At 70.6% G+C, this 20,404-nt stretch carries 21 protein-coding genes; 8 read left to right on the top strand and 13 right to left on the bottom strand.

What is annotated here, in order from left to right; genetic code table 11:
* Positions 1–144 precede the first annotated feature (144 nt).
* A complete protein-coding gene (locus C1C97_RS08630; RefSeq protein ID WP_121031234.1) occupies positions 145–1,413 on the top strand; it encodes a GMC family oxidoreductase in 1,269 nt (422 codons plus the stop codon).
* Positions 1,414–1,625: 212 nt separating this feature from the next.
* Here the strand turns inward: C1C97_RS08630 and C1C97_RS08625 are convergent, their stop codons facing one another.
* The 3 genes from C1C97_RS08625 to C1C97_RS08615 form a co-directional block, all read right to left on the bottom strand.
* Positions 1,626–1,832, bottom strand: coding sequence for a cold-shock protein (locus C1C97_RS08625; protein ID WP_110920121.1), 207 nt, complete (start codon positions 1,830–1,832; stop codon positions 1,626–1,628).
* A 238-nt stretch (positions 1,833–2,070) separates the two neighbouring features.
* Positions 2,071–3,153, bottom strand: a complete 1,083-nt coding sequence (locus C1C97_RS08620; RefSeq protein ID WP_121031232.1) for an alkene reductase — start codon at positions 3,151–3,153, stop codon at positions 2,071–2,073.
* A gap of 222 nt (positions 3,154–3,375) precedes the next feature.
* The gene (locus C1C97_RS08615) at positions 3,376–4,782 is read right to left on the bottom strand and encodes an aldehyde dehydrogenase family protein (RefSeq protein ID WP_121031230.1); all 1,407 of its coding nucleotides are present in this window, start codon (positions 4,780–4,782) and stop codon (positions 3,376–3,378) included.
* A 266-nt stretch (positions 4,783–5,048) separates the two neighbouring features.
* Here C1C97_RS08615 and C1C97_RS08610 point away from each other — a divergent pair, with 266 nt between their 5' ends.
* Complete coding sequence (locus tag C1C97_RS08610) at positions 5,049–5,489, top strand: PaaI family thioesterase (RefSeq protein WP_121031228.1); 441 nt, start codon at positions 5,049–5,051, stop codon at positions 5,487–5,489.
* Positions 5,490–5,562: 73 nt separating this feature from the next.
* Here the strand turns inward: C1C97_RS08610 and C1C97_RS08605 are convergent, their stop codons facing one another.
* From C1C97_RS08605 to C1C97_RS08595, 3 genes are all read right to left on the bottom strand, one after another.
* A complete protein-coding gene (locus C1C97_RS08605) occupies positions 5,563–6,363 on the bottom strand; it encodes an SDR family NAD(P)-dependent oxidoreductase (RefSeq protein WP_121031226.1) in 801 nt (266 codons plus the stop codon).
* A 68-nt stretch (positions 6,364–6,431) separates the two neighbouring features.
* Positions 6,432–8,093: an amidohydrolase gene (locus C1C97_RS08600; protein ID WP_121031224.1), complete on the bottom strand. Its 1,662-nt coding sequence runs from the start codon at positions 8,091–8,093 to the stop codon at positions 6,432–6,434.
* A 25-nt stretch (positions 8,094–8,118) separates the two neighbouring features.
* A complete protein-coding gene (locus C1C97_RS08595; RefSeq protein ID WP_110920995.1) occupies positions 8,119–9,501 on the bottom strand; it encodes an MFS transporter in 1,383 nt (460 codons plus the stop codon).
* 235 nt (positions 9,502–9,736) lie between these two features.
* On the opposite strand from C1C97_RS08595, the gene C1C97_RS08590 reads away from it, so the two are divergent.
* Together C1C97_RS08590 and C1C97_RS12340 are read left to right on the top strand one after the other, a co-directional pair.
* Positions 9,737–9,928, top strand: a complete 192-nt coding sequence (locus C1C97_RS08590; protein ID WP_110920981.1) for a hypothetical protein — start codon at positions 9,737–9,739, stop codon at positions 9,926–9,928.
* 3 nt (positions 9,929–9,931) lie between these two features.
* The gene (locus tag C1C97_RS12340; protein ID WP_158591142.1) at positions 9,932–10,108 is read left to right on the top strand and encodes a hypothetical protein; all 177 of its coding nucleotides are present in this window, start codon (positions 9,932–9,934) and stop codon (positions 10,106–10,108) included.
* Positions 10,109–10,382: 274 nt separating this feature from the next.
* Here the strand turns inward: C1C97_RS12340 and C1C97_RS08585 are convergent, their stop codons facing one another.
* Genes C1C97_RS08585 through C1C97_RS08570 form a run of 4 tightly spaced genes read right to left on the bottom strand, consistent with a single transcriptional unit; the run spans position 10,383 to position 14,783 of the window.
* Positions 10,383–12,134 carry a choline/carnitine O-acyltransferase gene (locus tag C1C97_RS08585; protein ID WP_121031222.1) on the bottom strand — a complete coding sequence of 584 codons (1,752 nt, stop codon included), beginning with the start codon at positions 12,132–12,134 and terminating at the stop codon, positions 10,383–10,385.
* Between the two features lie 56 nt (positions 12,135–12,190).
* The gene (locus C1C97_RS08580) at positions 12,191–13,399 is read right to left on the bottom strand and encodes an aminotransferase-like domain-containing protein (RefSeq protein ID WP_110920533.1); all 1,209 of its coding nucleotides are present in this window, start codon (positions 13,397–13,399) and stop codon (positions 12,191–12,193) included.
* 52 nt (positions 13,400–13,451) lie between these two features.
* Complete coding sequence (locus C1C97_RS08575; RefSeq protein WP_121031220.1) at positions 13,452–14,078, bottom strand: TetR/AcrR family transcriptional regulator; 627 nt, start codon at positions 14,076–14,078, stop codon at positions 13,452–13,454.
* Positions 14,079–14,114: 36 nt separating this feature from the next.
* Complete coding sequence (locus C1C97_RS08570; protein WP_110920535.1) at positions 14,115–14,783, bottom strand: DedA family protein; 669 nt, start codon at positions 14,781–14,783, stop codon at positions 14,115–14,117.
* A gap of 105 nt (positions 14,784–14,888) precedes the next feature.
* Between C1C97_RS08570 and C1C97_RS12580 the strand changes: the two genes are divergently transcribed.
* The 3 genes from C1C97_RS12580 to C1C97_RS08555 all read left to right on the top strand — a co-directional run bounded on the left by C1C97_RS12580 (position 14,889) and on the right by C1C97_RS08555 (position 16,857).
* Entirely contained in the window at positions 14,889–15,338 is a 450-nt protein-coding gene (locus tag C1C97_RS12580) for a pyrimidine dimer DNA glycosylase/endonuclease V (protein ID WP_110920536.1), read from the top strand.
* 83 nt (positions 15,339–15,421) lie between these two features.
* Entirely contained in the window at positions 15,422–16,354 is a 933-nt protein-coding gene (locus C1C97_RS12575) for a DNA-3-methyladenine glycosylase family protein (RefSeq protein WP_121031474.1), read from the top strand.
* Positions 16,351–16,857, top strand: a complete 507-nt coding sequence (locus C1C97_RS08555; RefSeq protein ID WP_121031218.1) for a methylated-DNA--[protein]-cysteine S-methyltransferase — start codon at positions 16,351–16,353, stop codon at positions 16,855–16,857. Before C1C97_RS12575 ends, C1C97_RS08555 begins: the two co-directional genes overlap by 4 nt.
* A 90-nt stretch (positions 16,858–16,947) precedes the next feature.
* Here the strand turns inward: C1C97_RS08555 and C1C97_RS08550 are convergent, their stop codons facing one another.
* The 3 genes from C1C97_RS08550 to C1C97_RS08540 form a co-directional block, all read right to left on the bottom strand.
* Complete coding sequence (locus C1C97_RS08550) at positions 16,948–17,388, bottom strand: DoxX family protein (protein WP_407657264.1); 441 nt, start codon at positions 17,386–17,388, stop codon at positions 16,948–16,950.
* On the bottom strand, positions 17,385–17,807 hold the full coding sequence (locus C1C97_RS08545) for an organic hydroperoxide resistance protein (RefSeq protein ID WP_110920538.1): 423 nt from the start codon (positions 17,805–17,807) through the stop codon (positions 17,385–17,387). The genes C1C97_RS08550 and C1C97_RS08545 overlap by 4 nt, the downstream gene beginning before the upstream one ends.
* A 371-nt stretch (positions 17,808–18,178) precedes the next feature.
* Positions 18,179–19,255, bottom strand: a complete 1,077-nt coding sequence (locus C1C97_RS08540) for a 2,3-butanediol dehydrogenase (RefSeq protein WP_121031216.1) — start codon at positions 19,253–19,255, stop codon at positions 18,179–18,181.
* 260 nt (positions 19,256–19,515) lie between these two features.
* On the opposite strand from C1C97_RS08540, the gene C1C97_RS08535 reads away from it, so the two are divergent.
* Positions 19,516–20,403 (top strand): PTS sugar transporter subunit IIA, encoded by an 888-nt coding sequence (locus C1C97_RS08535; protein ID WP_319016447.1) that lies wholly within the window; start codon positions 19,516–19,518, stop codon positions 20,401–20,403.
* Position 20,404: the final 1 nt, after the last annotated feature.

The following is a 20,404-nucleotide window of genomic DNA, read 5'->3' as shown; positions in this document are numbered from 1 at the left end:
ACAGTGCCGGTTGCGGGTGATTCCCGCGCCCGCCCGGCCCGCACAGCGGTGTCCGGCCTGCTCGGGCGTCGTACCCGCACGCATCTCCAACACGTCTGCGCGGGGAGACCACCACGAGAGTGTTGCTCGTCACACAATGGACCCATGACATCCATGCAGCAGGACACCCGCCACATCATCGTCGTGGGCGCGGGAACGGCCGGGTCCATCATGGCCGGCCGCATGGCCGAGGCCGGCCACCGCGTCACGCTCATCGAGGCCGGTGGCCAGGACACCAACCCGGCCATCCCGCACCTCTCCCGCCTGGGTGAGCTCTGGCACAGCCCCGAGGACTGGGACTACTTCACCGTGCCGCAGCAGCACGCCTCCGGCCGGGTGATCCACTGGCCGCGCGGTCGCGTCCTCGGCGGCTCTCACGCCCTCAACGCCGCCATCTGGGTGCACGGCAACCCGCTGGACTACGACGACTGGGCCGCGGCGGGCTGCGACGGCTGGGCGTGGAGCGGCGTCGCCCCGGTCTTCGAGGCGCTCGAGGCCTACGACGGCCCCGCGCAGGACGACGACGCCGCCGCACCCCGCGGCGCCGACGGGCTCGTCCCCGTGGTGGGCGGCTACCGGCGCAGCCCGATCTTCGACGCGATCATCGCGGCCGCCGACGCCGTGGGCGTCCCGTTCAACACCGACTACAACTCCGGCTCGCAGGAGGGCATCTCCCAGGAGCAGCTCACCGTGCGGGACGGCAAGCGCGTGACCACCTACATGGCGTACGCGAAGCCGTGGGTGGACCGGGGCGCCATCGAGGTGCGCACCGGCGCGGTGGTGGAGCGCCTCGTCGTGGCCGACGGCCGGGTGACGGGCGTCCAGCTGCACGCGGGGGGCAACGCGGAGGTGGAGGGCGTCTCCGCCGACGAGCCCACCGCTCGGCTCGGCTCGGACGGGGAGGTCATCGAGGCGGACGAGGTGGTGCTGTGCGCCGGAGCCCTGGACAGCCCCAAGATCCTCATGCGCTCGGGCATCGGACCCGCCGAGTACGACCCCGCCATCTTCTCCGACCCCCGGGACCGCGAGGCCCTGCGGGTGTCCCTGCGACAGGGGCGGGAGGTGGTGGCGGCCGCACCGCTGGCCGAGGGCTGGGGCGCACGCGAGGTCCACCCCGGCCCGTCCGTCAGCACGGAGGCGGAGGAGGATGCCTACATCGACCGCACCGTCACCACCTACCACCACCAGGTGGGGACGTGCCGCATGGGCACCGACGAGTTGGCCGTGGTGGACCCCGCCACCCTCGCGGTGCGCGGCCTGGAGGGGGTGCGTGTGGTGGACGCCTCCGTGATGCCGTTCATCACCAACGGCAACACGAATGCCCCCTCCGCGATGATTGGCGAGAAGGGGGCGCGGTTCCTGCTGGGTGAGTGAGGCCGTGATCCGGCCGGTGCCGGGCCGGCCGATCCCGCAACGGAGCGGCTGCGCTCCGCTGGGCAGGGCGGTGCGGCGCATCTGTCCCCCCGGCGCCCGGGGCGGGGCCAGAGCATCCGGACATGAAAATACGCCCTGCCACCAGTGGCAGGGCGTATTTTCGGACTCCCCGGCAACTGCTTGCCGGTCAGAACCCCGTGATCAAGAAATGATCAGGAGATCACGGTGATGTTCGTGGCCTGCAGACCGCGATCACCCTGCTGCACCTCGAACTCCACCTTGTCGCCCTCGTCGAGCGAACGGAAACCGTTGGAGTTGATGCCGGAGAAGTGGGCGAAGACGTCATCAGAGCCGTCCTCGGGGGCGATGAAGCCGAAGCCCTTGTCAGCGTTGAACCATTTGACGGTGCCAGTAGTCATGTCAGACCTGCCTTTTCTGCAAGAAAGTGAGCGCATCCCGAATTTCAGGGGCTCGGCGTTGTGATGCTTGCCATGAACGTTTCTTCAGAAAAACTGCCGCACCTGGATGGTGGGTGATGCTTAAAATACAAAACGAAACTTCAACAACTGTTGTTCAACATAGTGCCCCCGGCGGGCCGGAGTCAAACGAGCGGACTCCGACCCGCCCTGCTGGCGACACCACAGGCGCTGCAGGACCTCAGACCCGCGCGCCGGCGAACGGGTAGTCCACGTACCCCTTGGGCCCGCCCAGGTAGAAGGTCTTGGGGTCCGGGGTGTTCAGCTCCAGGCCGTCGCGCCAGCGCTCCACGAGGTCCGGGTTGGCGATGAGCTCGCGGCCCACCATCACACCGTCCGCGCGGTCGGCGGCCATGATGTGCTCGGACTCCTCGAGCTCGGTGTACTCGCTGAACCCGCTGTTGAGGTAGAACACTCCCTCGAACTGCCCGCGCAGCTCCTGGACGAACTCGCCGTCGATGTCCTTATGGAGCACGGACAGGTACGCCAGGCCAAGCCCGCGCAGACCGGAGAGCAGCGCGGTGTAGGTGGCGCGGACGTCGTCGTGGTCGGGTTCCAGCGCGCCCTGGACGTTGTGCTCGGGCGAGATCCGCAGACCCACGCGGTCGCCGCCGATCTCCTGGGCGACGGCGCGCACCACCTCGACCACGAAGCGCGCCCGGTTCTCCGGGGAACCGCCGTACTCGTCCGTGCGCTGGTTGGAGGACGGTGCGAGGAACTCGTGGAGGATGTAGCCGTTGGCGCCGTGGATCTCCACGCCGTCGATCCCCGCGTCCACCGCGCGGCGGGCCGCGGCGACGAACTCCTGCCTGATCCGGGGCAGCTCGTCGGTCTCCAGCGCGCGGGGCGTGGGGACGGGCTGCTTGCCGCTGGGCACGTGGATGGACTGGTCGATACCCACCGCGCTCGGCGCCTCGGGCAGGGATCCGCCGGTGAGCTCGGGGTGGGACACGCGACCGGCGTTCATCACCTGCATGAACACCGTGCCGCCCTTCTCGTGGACGGCCTCGGCCACGCGGGACCATCCGAGGGCCTGCTCGGTGGTCTCGATACCGGCCTGGCCCCAGAAGCCGCGGCTCGTCAGAGCGGGGAACGTCCCCTCGGTGACCACCAGACCCGCGGAGGCGCGCTGCGCGTAGTACTCCACGTTCATGTCCTTGGGCACGCCGTCCTCGTCCGAGCGCATCCGGGTGAGCGGCGCCATGGCCACGCGGTTCTTGAGCTCGAAGGCTCCTACGGTGATGGGGTCGAACAGGGTGGGCATGCGGTTCCCTCCGTCGGTGAGCGTGTTACTGCTGAGTCATGAACGGAACACAGTGCCCGCGCGGATCATTCCCGCGGAAAGCTTTTCGGGGGCTCGACGCCGCCTCGAGACCCGCGGTGCGTGCGCACCACGGGCCCCACTCCGCGACACCCCGGGGCCCTGACCGGGCCCCGCGCCCGCCACGCGGCGGACATGGGGCAGGTGCTGTGCCCGCCCGACCGGTCAGCGGGAGATCACCTTGCTGGCCGCCACCGACTTGAGGCCCTCCACGCCGAACTCCAGCCCGAAGCCGGACTTCTTGATGCCGCCGAAGGGGATGCGGGGATCCACGCCGCCGTGCTTGTTGATCCACACGGTGCCGGCCTCGAGCCGCTGGGCCACAGCCATGGCGCTCTCGGTGTCCGCACTCCACACGGACGCCCCGAGTCCCACGTCCAGCCCGTTGGCCATGCGGATGGCATCCTCCACGTCCGAGTACTTGACGATGGGCAGCACCGGACCGAACTGCTCCTGGGTGACCAGGGGGTTGTCGTTCGGGAGGTCCGCGATGATGGTGGTGGGGTAGAAGTACCCGGGCTGCTCGGTCTCCGGGTCTCCGCCCATGAGCACACGCCCGCCGCCGTTCTTGGCGTCCTCCACCAGCCCGGCCACGATGTCGTACTGCTGCTTGTTCTGCAGCGGCCCCAGCACGTTCTGCTCCTCGCGCCCGTTGCCCATGGGCATCTGCCGGGCCACGGCCACCAGGGCGTCGCACACCTCGTCGTAGACGTCCTCGTGGACGTACAGCCGCTTGAGCGCCGCGCACGTCTGACCGGTGTTGACGAACGCGCCCCAGAAGAGGTCCCCGGCCACAGCCTGTGGGTCCGCGTCCGGGAGGACCACGCCGGCGTCATTGCCGCCGAGCTCCAGGGTGAGGCGTGCCAGACCGTCCGCGGCGGAGCGCATGATGGCCTGGCCGGTCCTGGTGGAGCCGGTGAACATGATCTTGTCGACGCCCTCGTGGGAGGACAGCGCCTTGCCCACCTCCCCGCCGCCGGGAACCACGTGCAGCACGTCCGCGGGCAGCGCCTGGTTCAGCACGTGCACGAGACCCAGCACGGACAGCGGGGTGTACTCGGAGGGCTTGACCACCACGGTGTTTCCCATGCGCAGGGAGGACGCCACCTGCCACACGGTGATCATCATGGGCCAGTTCCACGGGCCGATGGCGCCCACCACGCCCAGGGGGACGTAGTGCATCTCGGCGTAGCCGGACTCGTCGTCCACGATCACCTCGGGCTCCAGCGGGAAGTCCGCGCTCGCGCGCAGCCACCCCACGCAGCCACCCACCTCGAACACCGCGTTCGGACCGTTCTTGACGGGCTTGCCCTGCTCGCGGGACAGCAGCTCGGCGAGCGCCTCCGCGTGCGCCTCGACGGCGTCGGCAGCCCTGTGCAGGTACTCGGAGCGTTTGGCGTGCCCCAGCCCCGCCCACTCCGGCTGGGCCGCGCGGGCGGAGGCCACGGCTGCGTCGAGTTCCGCGGTGGTGGACTCGTGGGCGCGGCCGACCACCTCACCGGTGGCGGGGTCCAGGATCTCGCGGCCGGACGGGTCGGTGATGGCGGACAGCAGGTCTTGGCAGGTGTTCACGGTGGCTCCTCGTGGCTGTGACGGACCGGCGCGGGCGCGCTCGGGCGACCACTCCCATTGTGCCGTGGATCACGTTCGAGTGTTCCCTGAGTGGCTGAACCCCGGAGCCGCGCAGCCGCCAGGGGGGGCACCCCTGGCAGTTGTCACCGCGCCATTCCCGCCCGCATCTGCCCCTACAGTGTTCTCAGCACTGCGCCGCCGCCCACCTCCGGGAGCGGCTTCCCGGGCACCGCCGCCCCGGCCGCGACCGCAACCGAAGGGTTCCCATGTACGCCGATCCCACCGACATGAACGCCATCCGCGAGCTCCTCCACGAGATCCTGCGCAACGACCCCGCCCCGCTGCACCTGGGCATGGACCTGGGGGAGATCGAGCAGGGCAGGGTGAGCATGTCCATGACCGTCTCGGACTTCATGGCCAACGGCCACGGCATCTGCCACGGCGGGTACCTCTTCACCCTGGCGGACACCACGCTCGCGTACTGCTGCGCCACCGCCGGGGCCCCGATCGTCACCCGCAACGCGGAGATCACCTTCACGGCCCCCGCGCACACGGGCCAGACCGTGACCGCCACGGCCACGCGCCGGGTGAGCTTCGGCAGGAACCAGATCTGCGACGTCGTGCTGGAGGCCGACGGGCGCGTGGTCGCCTACTTCACCGGCCAGGGCACCACCCCGCCGCAGCCCAAGACCCAGGTGCAGGCCTGACGTCGCACCCCTGAACCACGACGATCCCCGCGCCACCCGGACAGGGTGACGCGGGGATCGTCGTCTGCGAGGATCAGACCGCGGACCAGCCGCCGTCCGAGGGCAGGACGGCGCCGTTGACGTTCACACCGTCGTCGCTCGCGAGGAAGCAGATGGAGGACGCCAGGTGGGCCGCGCTCGCCACGCCGGGCATGTTCGCCTGCACGGTGGCCAGGCGGGCCCCGCCGAACTGGGATGCGTCGCTCGGGATCTGGATGCCCGTGGCCACGCCCCCGGGGGCCACCACGTTGAACCGGAGGCCGGAAGTGGCGTACATGAACGCGCAGTTGCGGGTCATGCCGATCACCGCGTGCTTGGACGCCGTGTAGGCGATGCCCGCGGCGGAGCCGCGCAGCCCCGCCTCGGAGGACAGGTTCACCACGCTGCCGCGCCCGGCCTCGAGCATGAGCGGCACCACCGCGCGGCTCAGGCGCATCATGGCCTCCACGTTCACCGCGAACACGCGCTGCCACGTGGCATCCGTGACCTCGTGCACGGGCGCGAAGTTGTCCATGATCCCGGCGTTGTTCACGAGGGCGTCGATCCGGCCGTCGGCGGCGGCCACGACCTTCTGCGCGGCGTCCTCCTCGGTGAGGTCCGCGGTGACGGGCACCAGGTTCTCGCCGAGCTCCTCGGCGAGGCTCTTCAGGCCCTCCGCCGCGAGGTCCACCGCGATCACGCGGCCGCCCTCCTGGACCACGCGCACGGCCACGGCACGGCCGATGCCCGACGCCGCACCGGTCACCACCACGGTCTGCCCGGCGAAGCGCTCGGGGGTGGCCTTCTCCACCCATGCGGCGTTCAGCATCGGGGGAACAGCAGGATTCTCGGACATGATGATCTCCTTCGATCTCAGATTTCGGATCCTCGACGAACAGCGTGTTGGGCCACGGGTGTCGTGGCTCAGGCGGCGTCCGTGCGGTGCACGATGCGCCCGTCGCACACGGTCAGCTCCGCGCTGACGTCCTTCAGCTCCCGGGCGTCCACCTCGAAGGGATGACGGTCCAGCAGCACCAGGTCCCCGAGGAACCCCTCGGCGATGCGCCCCAGGCGGTCCTCGTCGAACGAGGCCTTCGCGGCCTCCACGGTGTACGCATCCAGGGCCTCGGCCACCGTGATGTTCTGCGCGGTGTCCGTGACCTGCCCGGACACCGAGGTCCGGGTGACGCACGCGGAGATCCCGAACCACGGGTTCGCGGTGGTCACGGGGAAGTCCGAGTTGCTCGGAGCCACGATCCCCCGGTCCAGGAAGGTGCGCATGGGGTACGCCCGGTTCATCCGCTCCTGTCCGAGGTTCTTGAGGTAGGAGTCCCCGAGCTCGTGGACGAACGCGGTGGAGGACGCCGCGATGACTCCGCTGTCCACAAGACGGCGCAGGTCCTCATCCGTGGGCAGCGCGCAGTGCTCCACCCGGTGCCGGCGCGTGCTCACCAGTTCCCGGAACGCCGCCTGCGGGTCCTCGCTCTCGGACGCCACCTCGCGCCCCGCGCCCTCGACGAGGTCCAGGGCCTGTTCCACCGCGCGCTCCCCGATCCCGTGGATGGCCAGTCGCAGCCCGTTGCGCAGGGCCTGGGCCGCCATCGGCAGGATCCGCGGGGTGTCGTAGTAGAGGATCCCGCGGGAGTCGGATCCCTCGAAGGGCTCCGCCACAGCGGCGGTCCTGCCGCCCACGGAGCCGTCCAGGATGAACTTCATGCCCTGGATCCGCACCATGTCGTCTCCGAGCCCGCTGCGGATCCCGGTGCCGATGACCTCGTCGTAGCTGCCGTGGAAGTCCCCGAGCTTGAGTGCGAAGTACCACGGGCGGAACCGGGTGTGCAGCTGCCCGGCCTCCTGCAGGCGCAGGTAGGCGCCCATCTCCAGCGGCCCGGTGCTCATGTCGTGCACCGTGGTGAGACCCCACGCGGAGAAGTCCTCCTGTGCCACGCGCATCCCGTCCAGCAGCTCCCGGGGGCCGCTCACGGGAAGGTCCGCGAGGGACATCGCCGTCTCCTGCAGCAGTCCGGTGGGCTCGCCACCCTCGTCCCGCACGATGCACCCGCCCGGGGGATCCGGGGTCTCCCCGGTGATGCCCATGCGCCTCAGTGCCGCGGTGTTCACCAGCGCCATGTGCGCGCACGTGCGCTTGAGGTACACCGGGTGGTCGGGCGCGGCCTCGTCCAGGTCAGCCCGGGTGGGGCCGCCCCCGTCCATGCGGTGCTCGTCGTAGCCCCAGCCGATCACCCACTCCCCCGCCCCGGTCTCCCGCGCGGCCCCCCGGATCACCTCGACGACGTCGCTCGCACGGGGCGTGACCGACGGCCGGCAGTCCGCGTTCAGCGCCAGGCGGGCGTAGAGCCCCGGGTGGCCGTGGGTCTCGATGAGACCGGGCATCAGGTACCGCCCGCGGGCGTCCACCACGGGTGCATCCGGTGCCGTGCGCCGTTGCGCCTCGTGCGAGTCCCCCACGAAGGCGATGACGCCGTCCTCGACCACCACCCCCTGCGGCTCGGGGCGGTACCGGCCGGTGGGGCGGTGCACCACGGCGTCCACGACGGTGACGCTGCGGGGGGTCTGCTCTGTCATGTGCGATTCCTCGTTTCCACCGGGATCACCGGTTCAGCAGGTCTCCCGAGATCTGGTCCACGTCCTGCTCCTCGTCCCTGCGGATCACGCGCCGGGCCAGGACGGAGGACACCAGCGAGATCAGGGCGAGCGCCAGCAGGAGCATCATGGGCCCGGTGGACGTGCCGCCCGTCCTGTCCAGGATCCACGCGGCCAGCGCGGGCATGAACCCGGCCACCACACCCGCGATGTTGGCGCACAGGGCAATGGCCGAGTACCGGACCTTCACCGGGAACAGCTGGGTGAGCATGGTCCCCACGGGCGCGTACGGGATGGAGGCGAAGCCGATGCCCAGGACCATGGCCACCGTGATCAGTGCGGCGTCGCGGGTGTCCACCAGGAGGAAGATGGGAACGGCCAGAACAGCGGCCACCGCGTACCCGACCACCACCACGATGGACGGGGACGTCCTGTCCGCCACCTTCCCGGCCACCGCCATGGTGACGATCTCCGCCACCGCGCCCCACGTGATGGCCGTGAGGATCACGGTGGAGGGCAGGCCCAGCTGCTGGGTCACGTAGCTGATCATGAACGTGGTGAGCACGAAGAACCCGGCATTGCCGAAGAGGTAGGTGCCCACCCCCAGCAGCAGCCGGCCGGGAACCGTGCGCAGGATCTCGATGACGGGCGGCTCCTCGTGCACCTCCGGCGCGGCCGCACGGGCGGCCTGGGCCGCCACGTAGTCGTCCGTCTCGTCCACGCGCAGCCGGATCCACACCCCCACGACCACCAGCAGGATGGAGATGAGGTAGGGGATGCGCCACGCGCCCTCCAGGAACGACTCCCCGGAAACGGCCACCACGGCGGCCACGATCAGGGAGGAGAGGATGGTGCCGGTGGGAGAGCCCATCTGGACCACCGCACCGTAGAAGCCGCGCTTGTTCTCCGGGGCGTTCTCCACGGCCAGCAGGGTGGCCCCACCCCATTCGCCGCCGGCCGCCATGCCCTGCACGAAACGCATGAGGGCCAGCAGAACCGGGGCCACGATCCCCGCGGTCGTGAAGGTGGGGAGCACGCCGATCAGCGCGGAGGACACGCCCATGGCCACGATCGTGATCATGAGGATGCTCCGGCGTCCGATCCGGTCCCCGAAGTGGCCCGCGAGCAGAGCGCCGATGGGCCGGGCGATGAATCCGACGCCGAAGAGCAGGAAGGACTGGATGACCCTGAGCGCGGGATCGTCCCCACCGAAGAACAGCGGCGCGAACACGATGGAGGAGGTGGTGCCGAAGAGGAAGAAGTCGTACCACTCCAGGGAGGTGCCCACGTAGGCGCCGACCAGGGCGCGACGGGCCCTGCGGGGATCGTGCTCGCGGACCGCCGGGCGGTCCTGGATGTGGTCCGTGGGACCACCGGCGGGCTGGGACATGGGGACCTCGGGATCAGGGAGGGTGGGCCGCCGCCCCTTGGGAGCGGGCGGCCGGGTCGGGTGGTCTCTGTCCCGCCACTATGTGGTGCGCATCTCACCGCGTCAAATGTGAGATGCGCACGACCTTTCTCCTGCGCCACGCATGGACTGCGTGCTCCTGTGCGCCGGGCTGCGCGGACAAACCCGTGAGGGGCAGACGGTTGCCGCGCCGCGCCGCGAGTGGTCGAATAGGTCCATGAGTGAAAACAGCATTTGGGATGCCCTGCAAACCGCCCGCGACAAGGCCAAGGAGCGCGAGGACGAGGAGAAGCAGCGCGTGGAGGACGCCGACAACCACGAGCAGCAGCGCGCCGCGAGCTCCCGTGTGGCCGCCCGCCAGGCCGTGCGCGAGACCCTGGACGACATCATCGCCCAGCGCGAGGGCTGAGCCGTGCCGGGCACGCGCCCCACGGGTGAGGGTCAGACCGCCACGGAACGCACGGTGGGCATGACCCCGGAGCAGGAGCGGCAGTACCTGCAGGACGACCGCACCCAGCCGCAGCCCGCTGACGGCGGCATCGGTGCCATGACCGACATGCAGGGCAGGGAGCCGGACACCGGCAACTAGCCCCGCAACCTCGGTGGTCGTGGACCGTGTTCGTCCCTCCACCCCGGGACACGACCGCCCGTGTCCCACCGATATGAGGAAACGCCCGGCCACACGGCCGGGCGTTTCGTCATGTCCGGCGCAGTCCTCATGGATGCAGGCGTGGCCCGCCCCGTCGTCATCGGCCCCGTTGTGACCGGCGCACGCAGGGGCCACCCGCGCGGCGAGCCGATCCGCCGCGCGGCACCGGAACTGCGGGCCCCCGCAACGACCGGCCACGGGCCGCCCCGCGGGATCACGGGTGCAGCGTGCCCACGAACTCCCACAGGGTGTCCGCGGCCGCCGCGAGGTTGTGTGCAAAGCCCTCCAGGTCCTCGCTCGTGTCCCGGCGATGGTTCACGCAGAACTCGTACCCGTCCGTGCCCGCGGTGTAGGTGACCCCGAATCCCTCCGGGGTGGTGGGCGCGAACGCATAGCGCACGATCGCGTCCGGACCCCCGATGGACGTGGTGGACAGGAAGTCGTGGCGCACCGCCGCGAGCGCGGGTGAGGCGAGAAACTCGGAGGGCTCGCCAAGTTCCCGGGCCATCAGGGCGAGCCCCAGCAGGTGCCGGTCCACGCCGCGCGCGCTCTTGCAGGCCTTCACCCAGTCGCGGTGCGCGTCCAGTGCGGCGGTGAACAGCCCCTCGGTGGCCGTGTGCTCGTGCAGTGCTCGCACGAACGCCACCGCCTGAGGGGTCACGGGCCGCAGGCACTCGGTGCGCCCGGCCCGGTACTCACGCATGTCCACGGCCTCGTACACCCCGCGCACCCTCCCGTACGTGGCGAGCTGGGCGAGGAGCATGACGAGCTGCTGGGCGGCGTCGTCACTGATCCGGAAGGGGAGCTCCGCACGGTGCGGGCGGGGCACCACCACGCGGTGCACACCCAGCATGGCGGCCTCCGCGCGATAGGCGGCAACCGCCGTCACGAGGTCCGCGCGCAGGCCGGAGGTCAGGTCCCACGTGAGAGCGGACGGCGCGGGCGCGTCCGGCAGGGGCGCCTCCTCCGGCACGGCGACCTCCTGCAGCGCACCGGCCACGGCGAGGATCGTGGCGCCGTCCACGGTGCTGTGCTCCACGTGCATTGCGAGCCAGTCGTCCTCGAGGCACACCTCGTACGTGATGGGCTTGTACGCCCAGGCGTGCCCCACCTCGAACGCGGCGCGCTCCAGGTGCTCCTCGAGCTCCGCGCGCGCCTCCACCAGGTGGACCACGAACAGCATCCGCGTGAGGCGCTCGTAGACCTCGGCGTTGTGGGGGTTCCCGGTCAGCCGGTCCAGCAGCGGCGCTGCCGCCTCGCTGCCCAGGTAGGACAGCGCCCCGAACGGAAGCTCGGTCTCCCGCGGCTCGTCCCGCTCGAGCACCGCGCGCAGCCCCTCGGCCACGGTCCGCAGCGGCACGGGCCGCCGGTCTCCGGTGCTGACGGGCAGCGCGTACAGCCGCCCGCGGTGGATCACGCCGATCTCCGCCGCGTCCGCCGCGGGGGCGCCGCCCGTGCCCGCCCCGGACGACGACGCTGCCCACCCCGGTCTGCGGATTTCGTCCCGCTCCGGGCGGGGGTGGCGCACTCCCCCGGTGAGGCACTCCCACTGGGTCATGCTCACGGGATTGCCGCGCGGATCCACCTCCTGCGGGGTCTCGCCCCGCACCTGCCGCAGGTGCACCGAGGCCGCGCGGTACACGAGTTCCGCGGCCCGCCCGAGCCCCGGTGCGCCGTAGTCCCCCGTGATCTGGAAGCCCACGCTCGTGGTGAGCGGCAGCGGTGTGCGCACCGTGAGGTAGCCGTTCAGCCACTCCCGGGACAGCCAGCTGCGGCCCTCGGCGTCCTCCGCGCGGGCGAACTCCTCCAGGGCTGCCTGCAGCCGCGGGCCCTCCTCGGAGGCGAAGCGTTCCGTCTGTTCGCGGGTGCGCTCCAGGGTCTCCGGGTCCACCAGGGGTTCGGCCGCGGTGAGGAATCGGGACAGCGTGTCCTCCAGCGGCGGGACGGGCAGCGGCTTCACGGTCATGACGGGTCCTCTCGACGGGGTGGACGACTCGGAGCGGACGTGCGCAGGTGCAGGGCTCAGCCGCGCTCGGCCCGGTACGTCCCGATGGCGCGCTGCAGCCGGTCCACACCCTCGCGGATCACGTCCGGGGCGTGGGTCACGAAGGACAGCCGCATGGTGGACTCGTCCGGGTCGTGGGCGTAGAACGAGGTGCCCGGCACGAACGCCACGCCCTCCGCCACGGCGATCTCCAGCAGCCGGGTGGTGTCGATCCCGTGGCCCAGGCGCACCCACAGGAACATGCCGCCGTCCGGCCGGGTGATCTGCGCGCCCGCGGGGAGCACCCGTTCCAGTTCCGCGTACATCGCGCGGGCGCGCTCCGCGTAGACGGGACGGACGCGCTGCAGGTGCGCCTCGACGTCGGCGGTCTCCAGGTAGCGCGCGACCGCCAGCTGGTCCGGCACCGGGGACTGCAGCCCGATGGCCTGCTTGGCCACCGTGAGCGTGAACTGGACCGGCCCCTCCGAGCGCATCCACCCCACGCGCACGCCCGGCGCGATGATCTTGGAGACGGAGTTCAGCAGGATGGTCTGGGCGGACATCCCCGGCAGGGAGGCGATGGGCGGCATGGGCTCACCCGTGTAGCAGAGCTCGCCGTAGGGGTCGTCCTCCACCAGCGCGGTGCCGGTGCGCAGCAGCACGTCCGCCACGGCCTGCCTGCGCTCCATGGACATGCAGATGCCCGAGGGGTTCTGGAAGGACGGGATGAGGTAGACGAACTTCGGGTCGTGCTCCGCGATGAGGCGCTCGAGCTCGTCCGGGAGCACACCGTGCTCGTCCGTGGGCACGCCCACCATGTGGGCGCCGTTGAGGTCGAAGGCCTGCACCGCGGCCAGGTAGGTGGGGCGCTCCACCAGGACGGTGTCCCCGCGGTTCACGAGTGCCTGGGCCACCACGAACAGCCCCTCCTGGGAGCCGGTGGTCACCTGGATCTGGTCCGCCGTGGTGGGCAGGTGCCGACTGATGCGGCGGGCGGCCTGCTCGCGCAGCTCGGGCTCGCCCTCGCTGGAGGCGTACTGCAGGGCGCGCTGCGGCTGGTGCTCGAAGACCCAGTCGTACGCGGCCCTGATGTCCTCGACCTCGAAGTAGGCGGGGTCCGGGACACCGCCGGCGAAGGAGATCACGCCCTCCTTGGACACCACGTCCAGGAGGTCGCGCACGGGGGAGGAGTCCACCCCGCGCAGGCGGTCGGCAATGCGGAACGAAAAGGTATCGGAAGTGCTCATGGCCTCATTCTCCCACCGGGTGCGGCGCGCACCGTGCCGCCCGGCCGGACGCTCACGGGTCCAGCGGGGTGTGGGCGCACCATGCCCGCAGGAGGGCGCGCAGGTGCCGGTCGTAGGCGGCGTCGGAATCCACCCCGGGAACCACCGGCAGGTTCATCTCGATGGCGATCCACCCGTGGACCCCCGCCCACAGCGAGGCCCCGATGTGGGCGACGGGGACGTCGTGGAAGACTCCCTCCTCGATGCCCGCACGGACGAGCCGGTACGTGGGACGCATGGCCGCCTCCGCGAACTCGGCGCGTTCGGTGTCCCCCACCGGTGAGGTCCCGGTCCCCTGCCACGGCCGACCGCGCCCGAGGATCACCCGGTACAGCTCCGGGTACGCCAGGACCCAGCGCCTGCTGGCGCGGCCCAGCGCCCTGAGGTCCGTGAGGACCTCCCCCGTGGTCATGGAGATCTCCTGCGCGCGCAGGTAGCTCACGATCGCCTCGTCCCGCACCGCGGCGATGAGCGCGTCACGGCTGCCGAACATCGTGTAGATGGCCGTGGTGGAGCACCCGTGCTTGGCGGCGAGCGGCCGCAGCGAGACCGACTCCACACCGCCTGTGAGAATCTGCTCGGCGGCGTCGGTGATCAGTGCCTGGCGAGTGGTTTCGTCGAATTTCCGGGGGCGCGCCACACCCGCAATGCTACTGGTCAGAGGCGGGTCGGGACGTCACATGACAGACGGGACACCGCGGCGGTTGCGCCGGATCCGCTTCACGATCCACCACACCGCCAGCACGACGACCAGGACCACCACCATGCGGGAGAACACCCCCGCGTAACGCTCGGCGACGTGCCAGTTCTCCCCCAGGACGTAGCCGGCGAGCACGAAGACGGTGTTCCAGATCAGGGACCCGGCGGCGCTCAACAGCACGAACATCCCCAGGGGCATCCGCTCGATGCCCGCGGGCACGGAGATCAGCGACCGGAAGACGGGAATCATCCGCCCGAAGAACACCGCGGCCCGGCCGTGCCGCTCGAACCACGCCTCGGTGCGGTCCAGATCGTGCAGGTCCACCAGTGGCATCCGGTCCACGACCACACGCAGGCGGCGACGCCCCAGAGCGGCACCGATCCAGTAGAGCGCCACGGCGCCCACCACCGAGCCGAGGGTGGTCCAGAAGATGGCGCTCCAGAGCCCGAACCCACCCTGGCTCGCCGTGAAACCGGCCAGCGGGAGGATCACCTCGGACGGCAGCGGGGGGAAGAGGTTCTCCAGTGCCACGAGCAGCCCCGCGCCGGGGGCGCCGATGGCTTCCATGACGTCCACCACCCAGCCCGCGATGCCGGAGAGCTGGGTGCTGGAATCGGAGGCGGCGGCCAGGACAGGCAGGGACATGAGGGAGTTCTCCGCACGTGGTCGTCAAAGGGTGCGGCACATGCTACGGGGGTGAACTGGGGGCTCGCTTGGAGGTGGGCCGGGCGGACGCGGTTGAATGGGCCCATGCGTTTGTGGTCAGTCCATCCGTGCCTGCTGGACCGCCGCGCCCTGGTGGCGTGCTGGCGGGAGGGTCTGCTCGCCCAGAAGGTGCTGCTGGGTCAGACCAAGGGGTACACGAAGCACCCCCAGCTGCGGCGGTTCCGCGCCACGAGCGATCCCGTGCTGTTCGCGGCCACCTATCTGCACGGCATCGCGGACGAGGCCGACCGCCGCGGCTACTCCTTCGACCGCACCCGGCTGGCCCGCGAGCCGGGTGCCGGGCCGCTGTCCATCACGGTGACCACGGGCCAGCTGCGCTACGAGTTCGAGTTCCTGCGGGAGAAGGTCCTCGAGCGGGACCCCGAGTGGGCCCGCACCACCCTTGTCGGCACGGATCCCGACGACGTCGCTCCCCACCCCCTGTTCGTCCGGATCCCCGGGGACGTGGCCGGGTGGGAGCACGTGAAGGGCTGATCGGAGCGCGGTGAGCACCGCCGAACGGTGCGCTGCCCGCATCCCGCTGGCGCGCCGTCGTGCCCCGTGGAAGTCTGGTGGCCATGTCCACCCCCAGCAGCTCCGAAGCGCCCTTCCACGAGGAGGACGCGGCCCTGGACCACCGCGAGCCGCTGGACGTGCGCGAGCTGTTCGTGTGGTTCGCCGTCCACGCGGTCGAGGGCGTGGAGCTCGCCACCCCCACCTCCTACTCCCGGACGATCACCCTGCCCGGCGGGCCCGCGTGGCTGCGCGTGTACGAGCACCACGGCGGGCTGCGGCTGCGCTCGCGGGTCACCGATCCGGCGGACCTGCCGGTGCTCACCACCCGCGTCCGACGGCTCTTCGACCTGGACGCCGATCCCCTGGCCGTGGACCGCGCGCTGTCCCGTGTGCCGGAGCTGCGCCCGCTGGTCGCGGCGCGGCCCGGGCTGCGCGTGGTCGGCGCCCTGGATCCGGAGGAGACGCTGATCCGCACCCTGATCGGGCAGCAGATCTCCCTGGCCGCGGCCCGCACCATGCTCGGCGCCCGCACGCGCGAGATGGGCGAGCCGGCCCCCGCGTTCGCCACCGGGCTCACGCACATGTTCCCCACAGCACGGGCCGTCGCGGAGGACGGCGAGCGGTTCCTGCGCGGCCCACGGGCCCGGATCCGCGCGGTGCTGGGCGCCGTGCGCGCCCTCGCCGCGGGAGAGTTGCGGCTCTCCCCGGACGACGACGCCGCCCGGCAGCGTTCCGCGCTCCTCGCCCTGCCCGGGGTGGGGCCGTGGACCGCGGACACCGTGCGCATGCGGGTCCTCGGGGACCCGGACGTGTTCCTGGTGGACGACGGCGCCATGCGCGCCGGCGCCCGGCGGATCGGCCTGCCAGAGGACAAGAAGGCCCTCACGGCCTGGGCGCAGGACGCCTCCCCGTGGCGCAGCTACGCCACCACCCACCTGTGGGGTCCGCTGACCCCGCCGGCCACCTTCAGCGCGTCGGAGAGCGAGCAGCCATGACCCACACCGCACAGACCGTGGACACCCCGGACGGGCCCTTCACCGCCGTGGCCGCGGAGGACGGCGCGGTGATCGCCTCGGGATGGACCGCGTCCGTGACCGAGGTGCTCGCCCGGGTGCGGGCGGCGGCGCGACCGCGTGACGTGCATTCGGGGACCCTGGCAACGATGGACGCGGTCCACGCGTTCTACGCGGGGGATTTCGCCCCGGCCATGGGTGTGCCCGTGGAGCTGCACGGGACGGACGGACAGCTCACCGGATGGGTGCGGCTGCGGCACATCCCCGCGGGGGAGCCGCTGAGCTACACGGAGTTCGCCCGCGAGCTGGGCAGTCCGCGGGCGGTGCGCGCGGCGGCGTCGGTGTGCGCGCGCAATCCCGTGGCCCTGTTCGTGCCGTGCCACCGGGTGCTGCGCGCGGACGGATCGCTGGGTGGGTTCGCGTGGGGCGAGCACGTGAAGCGCAGCCTGCTGGACCGGGAGTCCGGCGCGAGCGCCCACCCGTGACACCCTCCCCCGCATGCCGCACCGGGCCGGTGCCACGGAAGGACCGCACGCCGTGCAACGTGGTCGTCCCCGGCTTCCGCGCGCGGCGCCCTACTTGGAACGGCGGCCCTTCAGCGCGCCGGTGGACCACAGCGCCGCGGCGACGAGGACGGGCTGGAAGAACAGGCGCACGATGCGCTTGGTGTCCGTGTCCAGACCGAAGCCGTCACGGTGGTGGATCCACTGCACCAGGTTGCCCGGGAACACCGCGACGAAGAACCCGGCCGCGACGAGACCCACGGCCCGGCGCTTCGAGCGGATGGAGACCAGGGACAGCCCCAGGAGGATCTCCACCACACCGGACGCGACCACCGTGGTGTCCATGTCCAGCGGGACGAAGTCCGGGACCTGGGCCTGGAACTCGTCGCGGGCGAAGGTCAGGTGGCTGACACCCGCGAACGTGAGGAAGCCGCCCAGGGCCGTGCGGACGATGTGGCGGGCCGGGGAGAGCCTGGTGCGCCCTCGACGCGCGGGAGCCGAGGACGGGGTCACTCGTCCACCACGGTCACGGTGACCTCGATGTTGCCGCGCGTGGCGTTGGAGTAGGGGCAGACCTGGTGGGCGGCGTCGGCGAGTTCCTGGGCCTTGTCGTGCTCGAGCTCGGGAACGACCACCTCGAGCTGCACGGCCAGACCGAAGCCACCCTCCCCGTTGTTGCCGATCTGCACGCGGGCACCCACCGCGGAATCGCCGAGCGAGACCTTCTGCTGGCGGGCGACCATCTGCAGCGCCGAGTGGAAGCACGCGGCGTACCCGGCGGCGAAGAGCTGCTCGGGGTTGGCGCCGTTGCCGGAACCACCCATCTCCTTCGGAATGGCGAGGTCGAACTGCAGGGAGCCGTCCTTGAGGGCCACGCTGCCGTTGCGGCCCGCACCCTGGGCAAGTGCTTCTGCGGTGTAGAGAGCGTCCATGATGATTTCTCCTTCGCTGGCGGGACTGGCAGGTCTCGACCCCCCAAGAACCGAGACCCGCCATGGTGGTACCGCGCGTGGGTGGGCACCTCCCGGACCGACGGTCCGCGGCGCCCGCTCATGACACGTGGTCGCGTCAGGTGCTCGGCGTGATGGCGGGGGGGGACCGGACGCCGGGCAACGCGACCGAGGTCGAGTATAGTTGCGTGCTTTTTGGTTGTCCACAACCAATATATCGGCAATGGTCCGCGGTCGGCGCCGCCGTTGCCGGTGACCCGATGCGTTCCGGGGCAGGGCGAGGGACGTGCCCGGCGGCTTCCCCCGCCCCGGAAAGACACCCGAGACGGAGGAGACCGATCAGGCTCGATGGATCAGAGCCCCTTCCCGGAGGGTGAGACCAGGATCTTGACCGCGGTCTCATTGCGATGGATCAGGGTTTCGAAACCCTCCTCCACCAGACCGTCCACCCCGATCTTGCCGGTGATGAACGGCGCCAGGTCGATCTTCCCGGATTCCACCAGTTCGATGGTAGCCGGGTGCGAGTTCACATAGGCGATGGTGCCCCGTAGGTCGATCTCCTTCATCACGAGCTTGTGCATGTCAAAGTCCGCGCGCTTGCCCCAGATGGATACGACCACGAGCACGCCGGTGGGCCGTAGTACATCCATGAGGGTGTCCAGCACCACTTGCACACTGGTGCACTCGAAGGCCACGTCCGCACCCTTGCCGTTCGTGAGCCTTCGGACCTCCTGGGCGACATCTACCTCCCGGGGATCCAGGGCGTAGTCAGCCACGCCCGTATCCAAGGCCTTCTGCCGCCGCAGCGGGCTGAGCTCGGACACGACCACGGTGACGCTCAGGGCCTTCAGCACCGCAGCGGTCAGGAGGCCGATGGGCCCGGCGCCGCCCACAACGGCAACGTCCCCGGCCTTGGCCCCGGAGCGCTCCGCCGCGTGGTATCCCACCGAGAGCGGTTCGATCAGGGCGGCCTGGTCCAGTGGCACAACATCGGACACGGGGTGCACCCATCGACGCTGCACAGCGATCTTCTCGCCGAGACCACCCCCGCCTCCGGCCAGGCCGATGAAGTTCATGTCGCGGGAGAGGTGGTAGTCCTTGCTCTCGGGCCCGGTGTCCACGTCCTCGCCGATGATGTAGGGCTCCACAACCACGTGCTGGCCCACCCGCAGATCGCCCACTCCGTCGCCGAGCTCGTAGATCACCCCGGAGAATTCATGTCCCATGGTCACAGGCGCGGTCTCGCCGGAAATCGGATGAGGGGTGTCCGGGGTGGGACAGAAGATCGGGCCCTCGAGGTACTCGTGGAGGTCGGTGCCGCAGATGCCGCACCACGCGACATCGATTCCCACCATGCCGGGACCGACCTCGGGCTCGGGCAGTTCGTCGATTCGAATGTCATTGCGTCCGTAGTAGCGCGCCGCTCTCATGGAATCTCCTCACCTTGACGAGCGCGGACGCCCCGCGCCCTGACACTAATTTTAAGCCTTGTGCGCACAGATTCGAGGGTGCGGCGAGGGGACTGCCCATGGAGGGCAGACGTCCGGGGAGACGCTGCGCAGTGCGTGCACGAACTCCCGAACTGGGGAGCAGGGTGCCAGTAGCATCAGCCTGGGCAGCACCGAACGCCGGCGTGGGTGCAGGACACTCTTGAAAGCATTCTGGTTTCCCGAGCGCCACCGCATTCAGGGTGCTGCCCCGGATTCCCGGCGTGACCATCGATCCAGGAGGAACCCCAGTGTCAGACCTCAGCGGCCTCGTCCCCACCTCGGCCATCCGGCTCGACGCCTCCGCGACAGACTGGCGGGATGCCATACGGCTCTCTGGTGACCTGTTGACGGCGGCGGGTACTGCGGGGCCCTCGTACACAGAAGCGATGATCGAGGTCGTGGAGGAGCACGGGCCGTACATCGTGATCGCCCCGGGTTTCGCTCTGGCCCATGCACGCCCGGACGGGTCCGTGGCCCGCACCGGCCTGTCGTTCGTCAGGCTGAGTGAGCCCGTGGAGTTCGGCAACAAGGCCAACGACCCCGTGCAGCTGGTGATGGCCCTGGCGTCCGTGGACTCGAAGGCGCACCAGAAGGCTCTCGCCTCGCTCGCCCGGGTGCTGGGCACCCCGGAACGTCGGCTCGCCCTGGACAATGCGACGTCGCCGGAAGGCGTGCTCGCCGCGCTGGAAACCGGGTCCGGGGCCAAGAAGAACCCGAGAGCGGTTCCAGCACCCGCGGTTTCTGGCGCCGCCAACGAAACGGCCCCCACGTCCGAGTCCGGGAGTTCCGACCAAGTCCCCTCCAAGGGGCTCGTGCTGACCGTGTGCGGCAACGGTCTGGGGACCAGCCTGTTCCTGAAGAACACGGCCGAACAGGTTCTGGACAGGTGGGGGTGGAGCCCCTATTTGACCATTGAGGCCACAGACACCATCTCCGCGAAAGGGCGTGCCAAGGAAGCAGACTTCCTCCTGACCTCCCAGGCCATTGCACAAACGCTGGGGGACGTCGGTGTGCCGGTCGAGATCATTGAGAACTTCACCTCCCAGGAGGAGATCGATGCCGCCATGCGACATCGGTACGCCGTCTGAC

It is taken from the genome of Kocuria tytonis (genome assembly GCF_003226895.2).
In the GTDB taxonomy this organism is placed as follows: Bacteria; Actinomycetota; Actinomycetes; order Actinomycetales; family Micrococcaceae; genus Kocuria; species Kocuria tytonis.
Note: the sequence above shows the minus strand (reverse complement) of the source record. Positions and strands in the feature narration are given on the sequence as shown.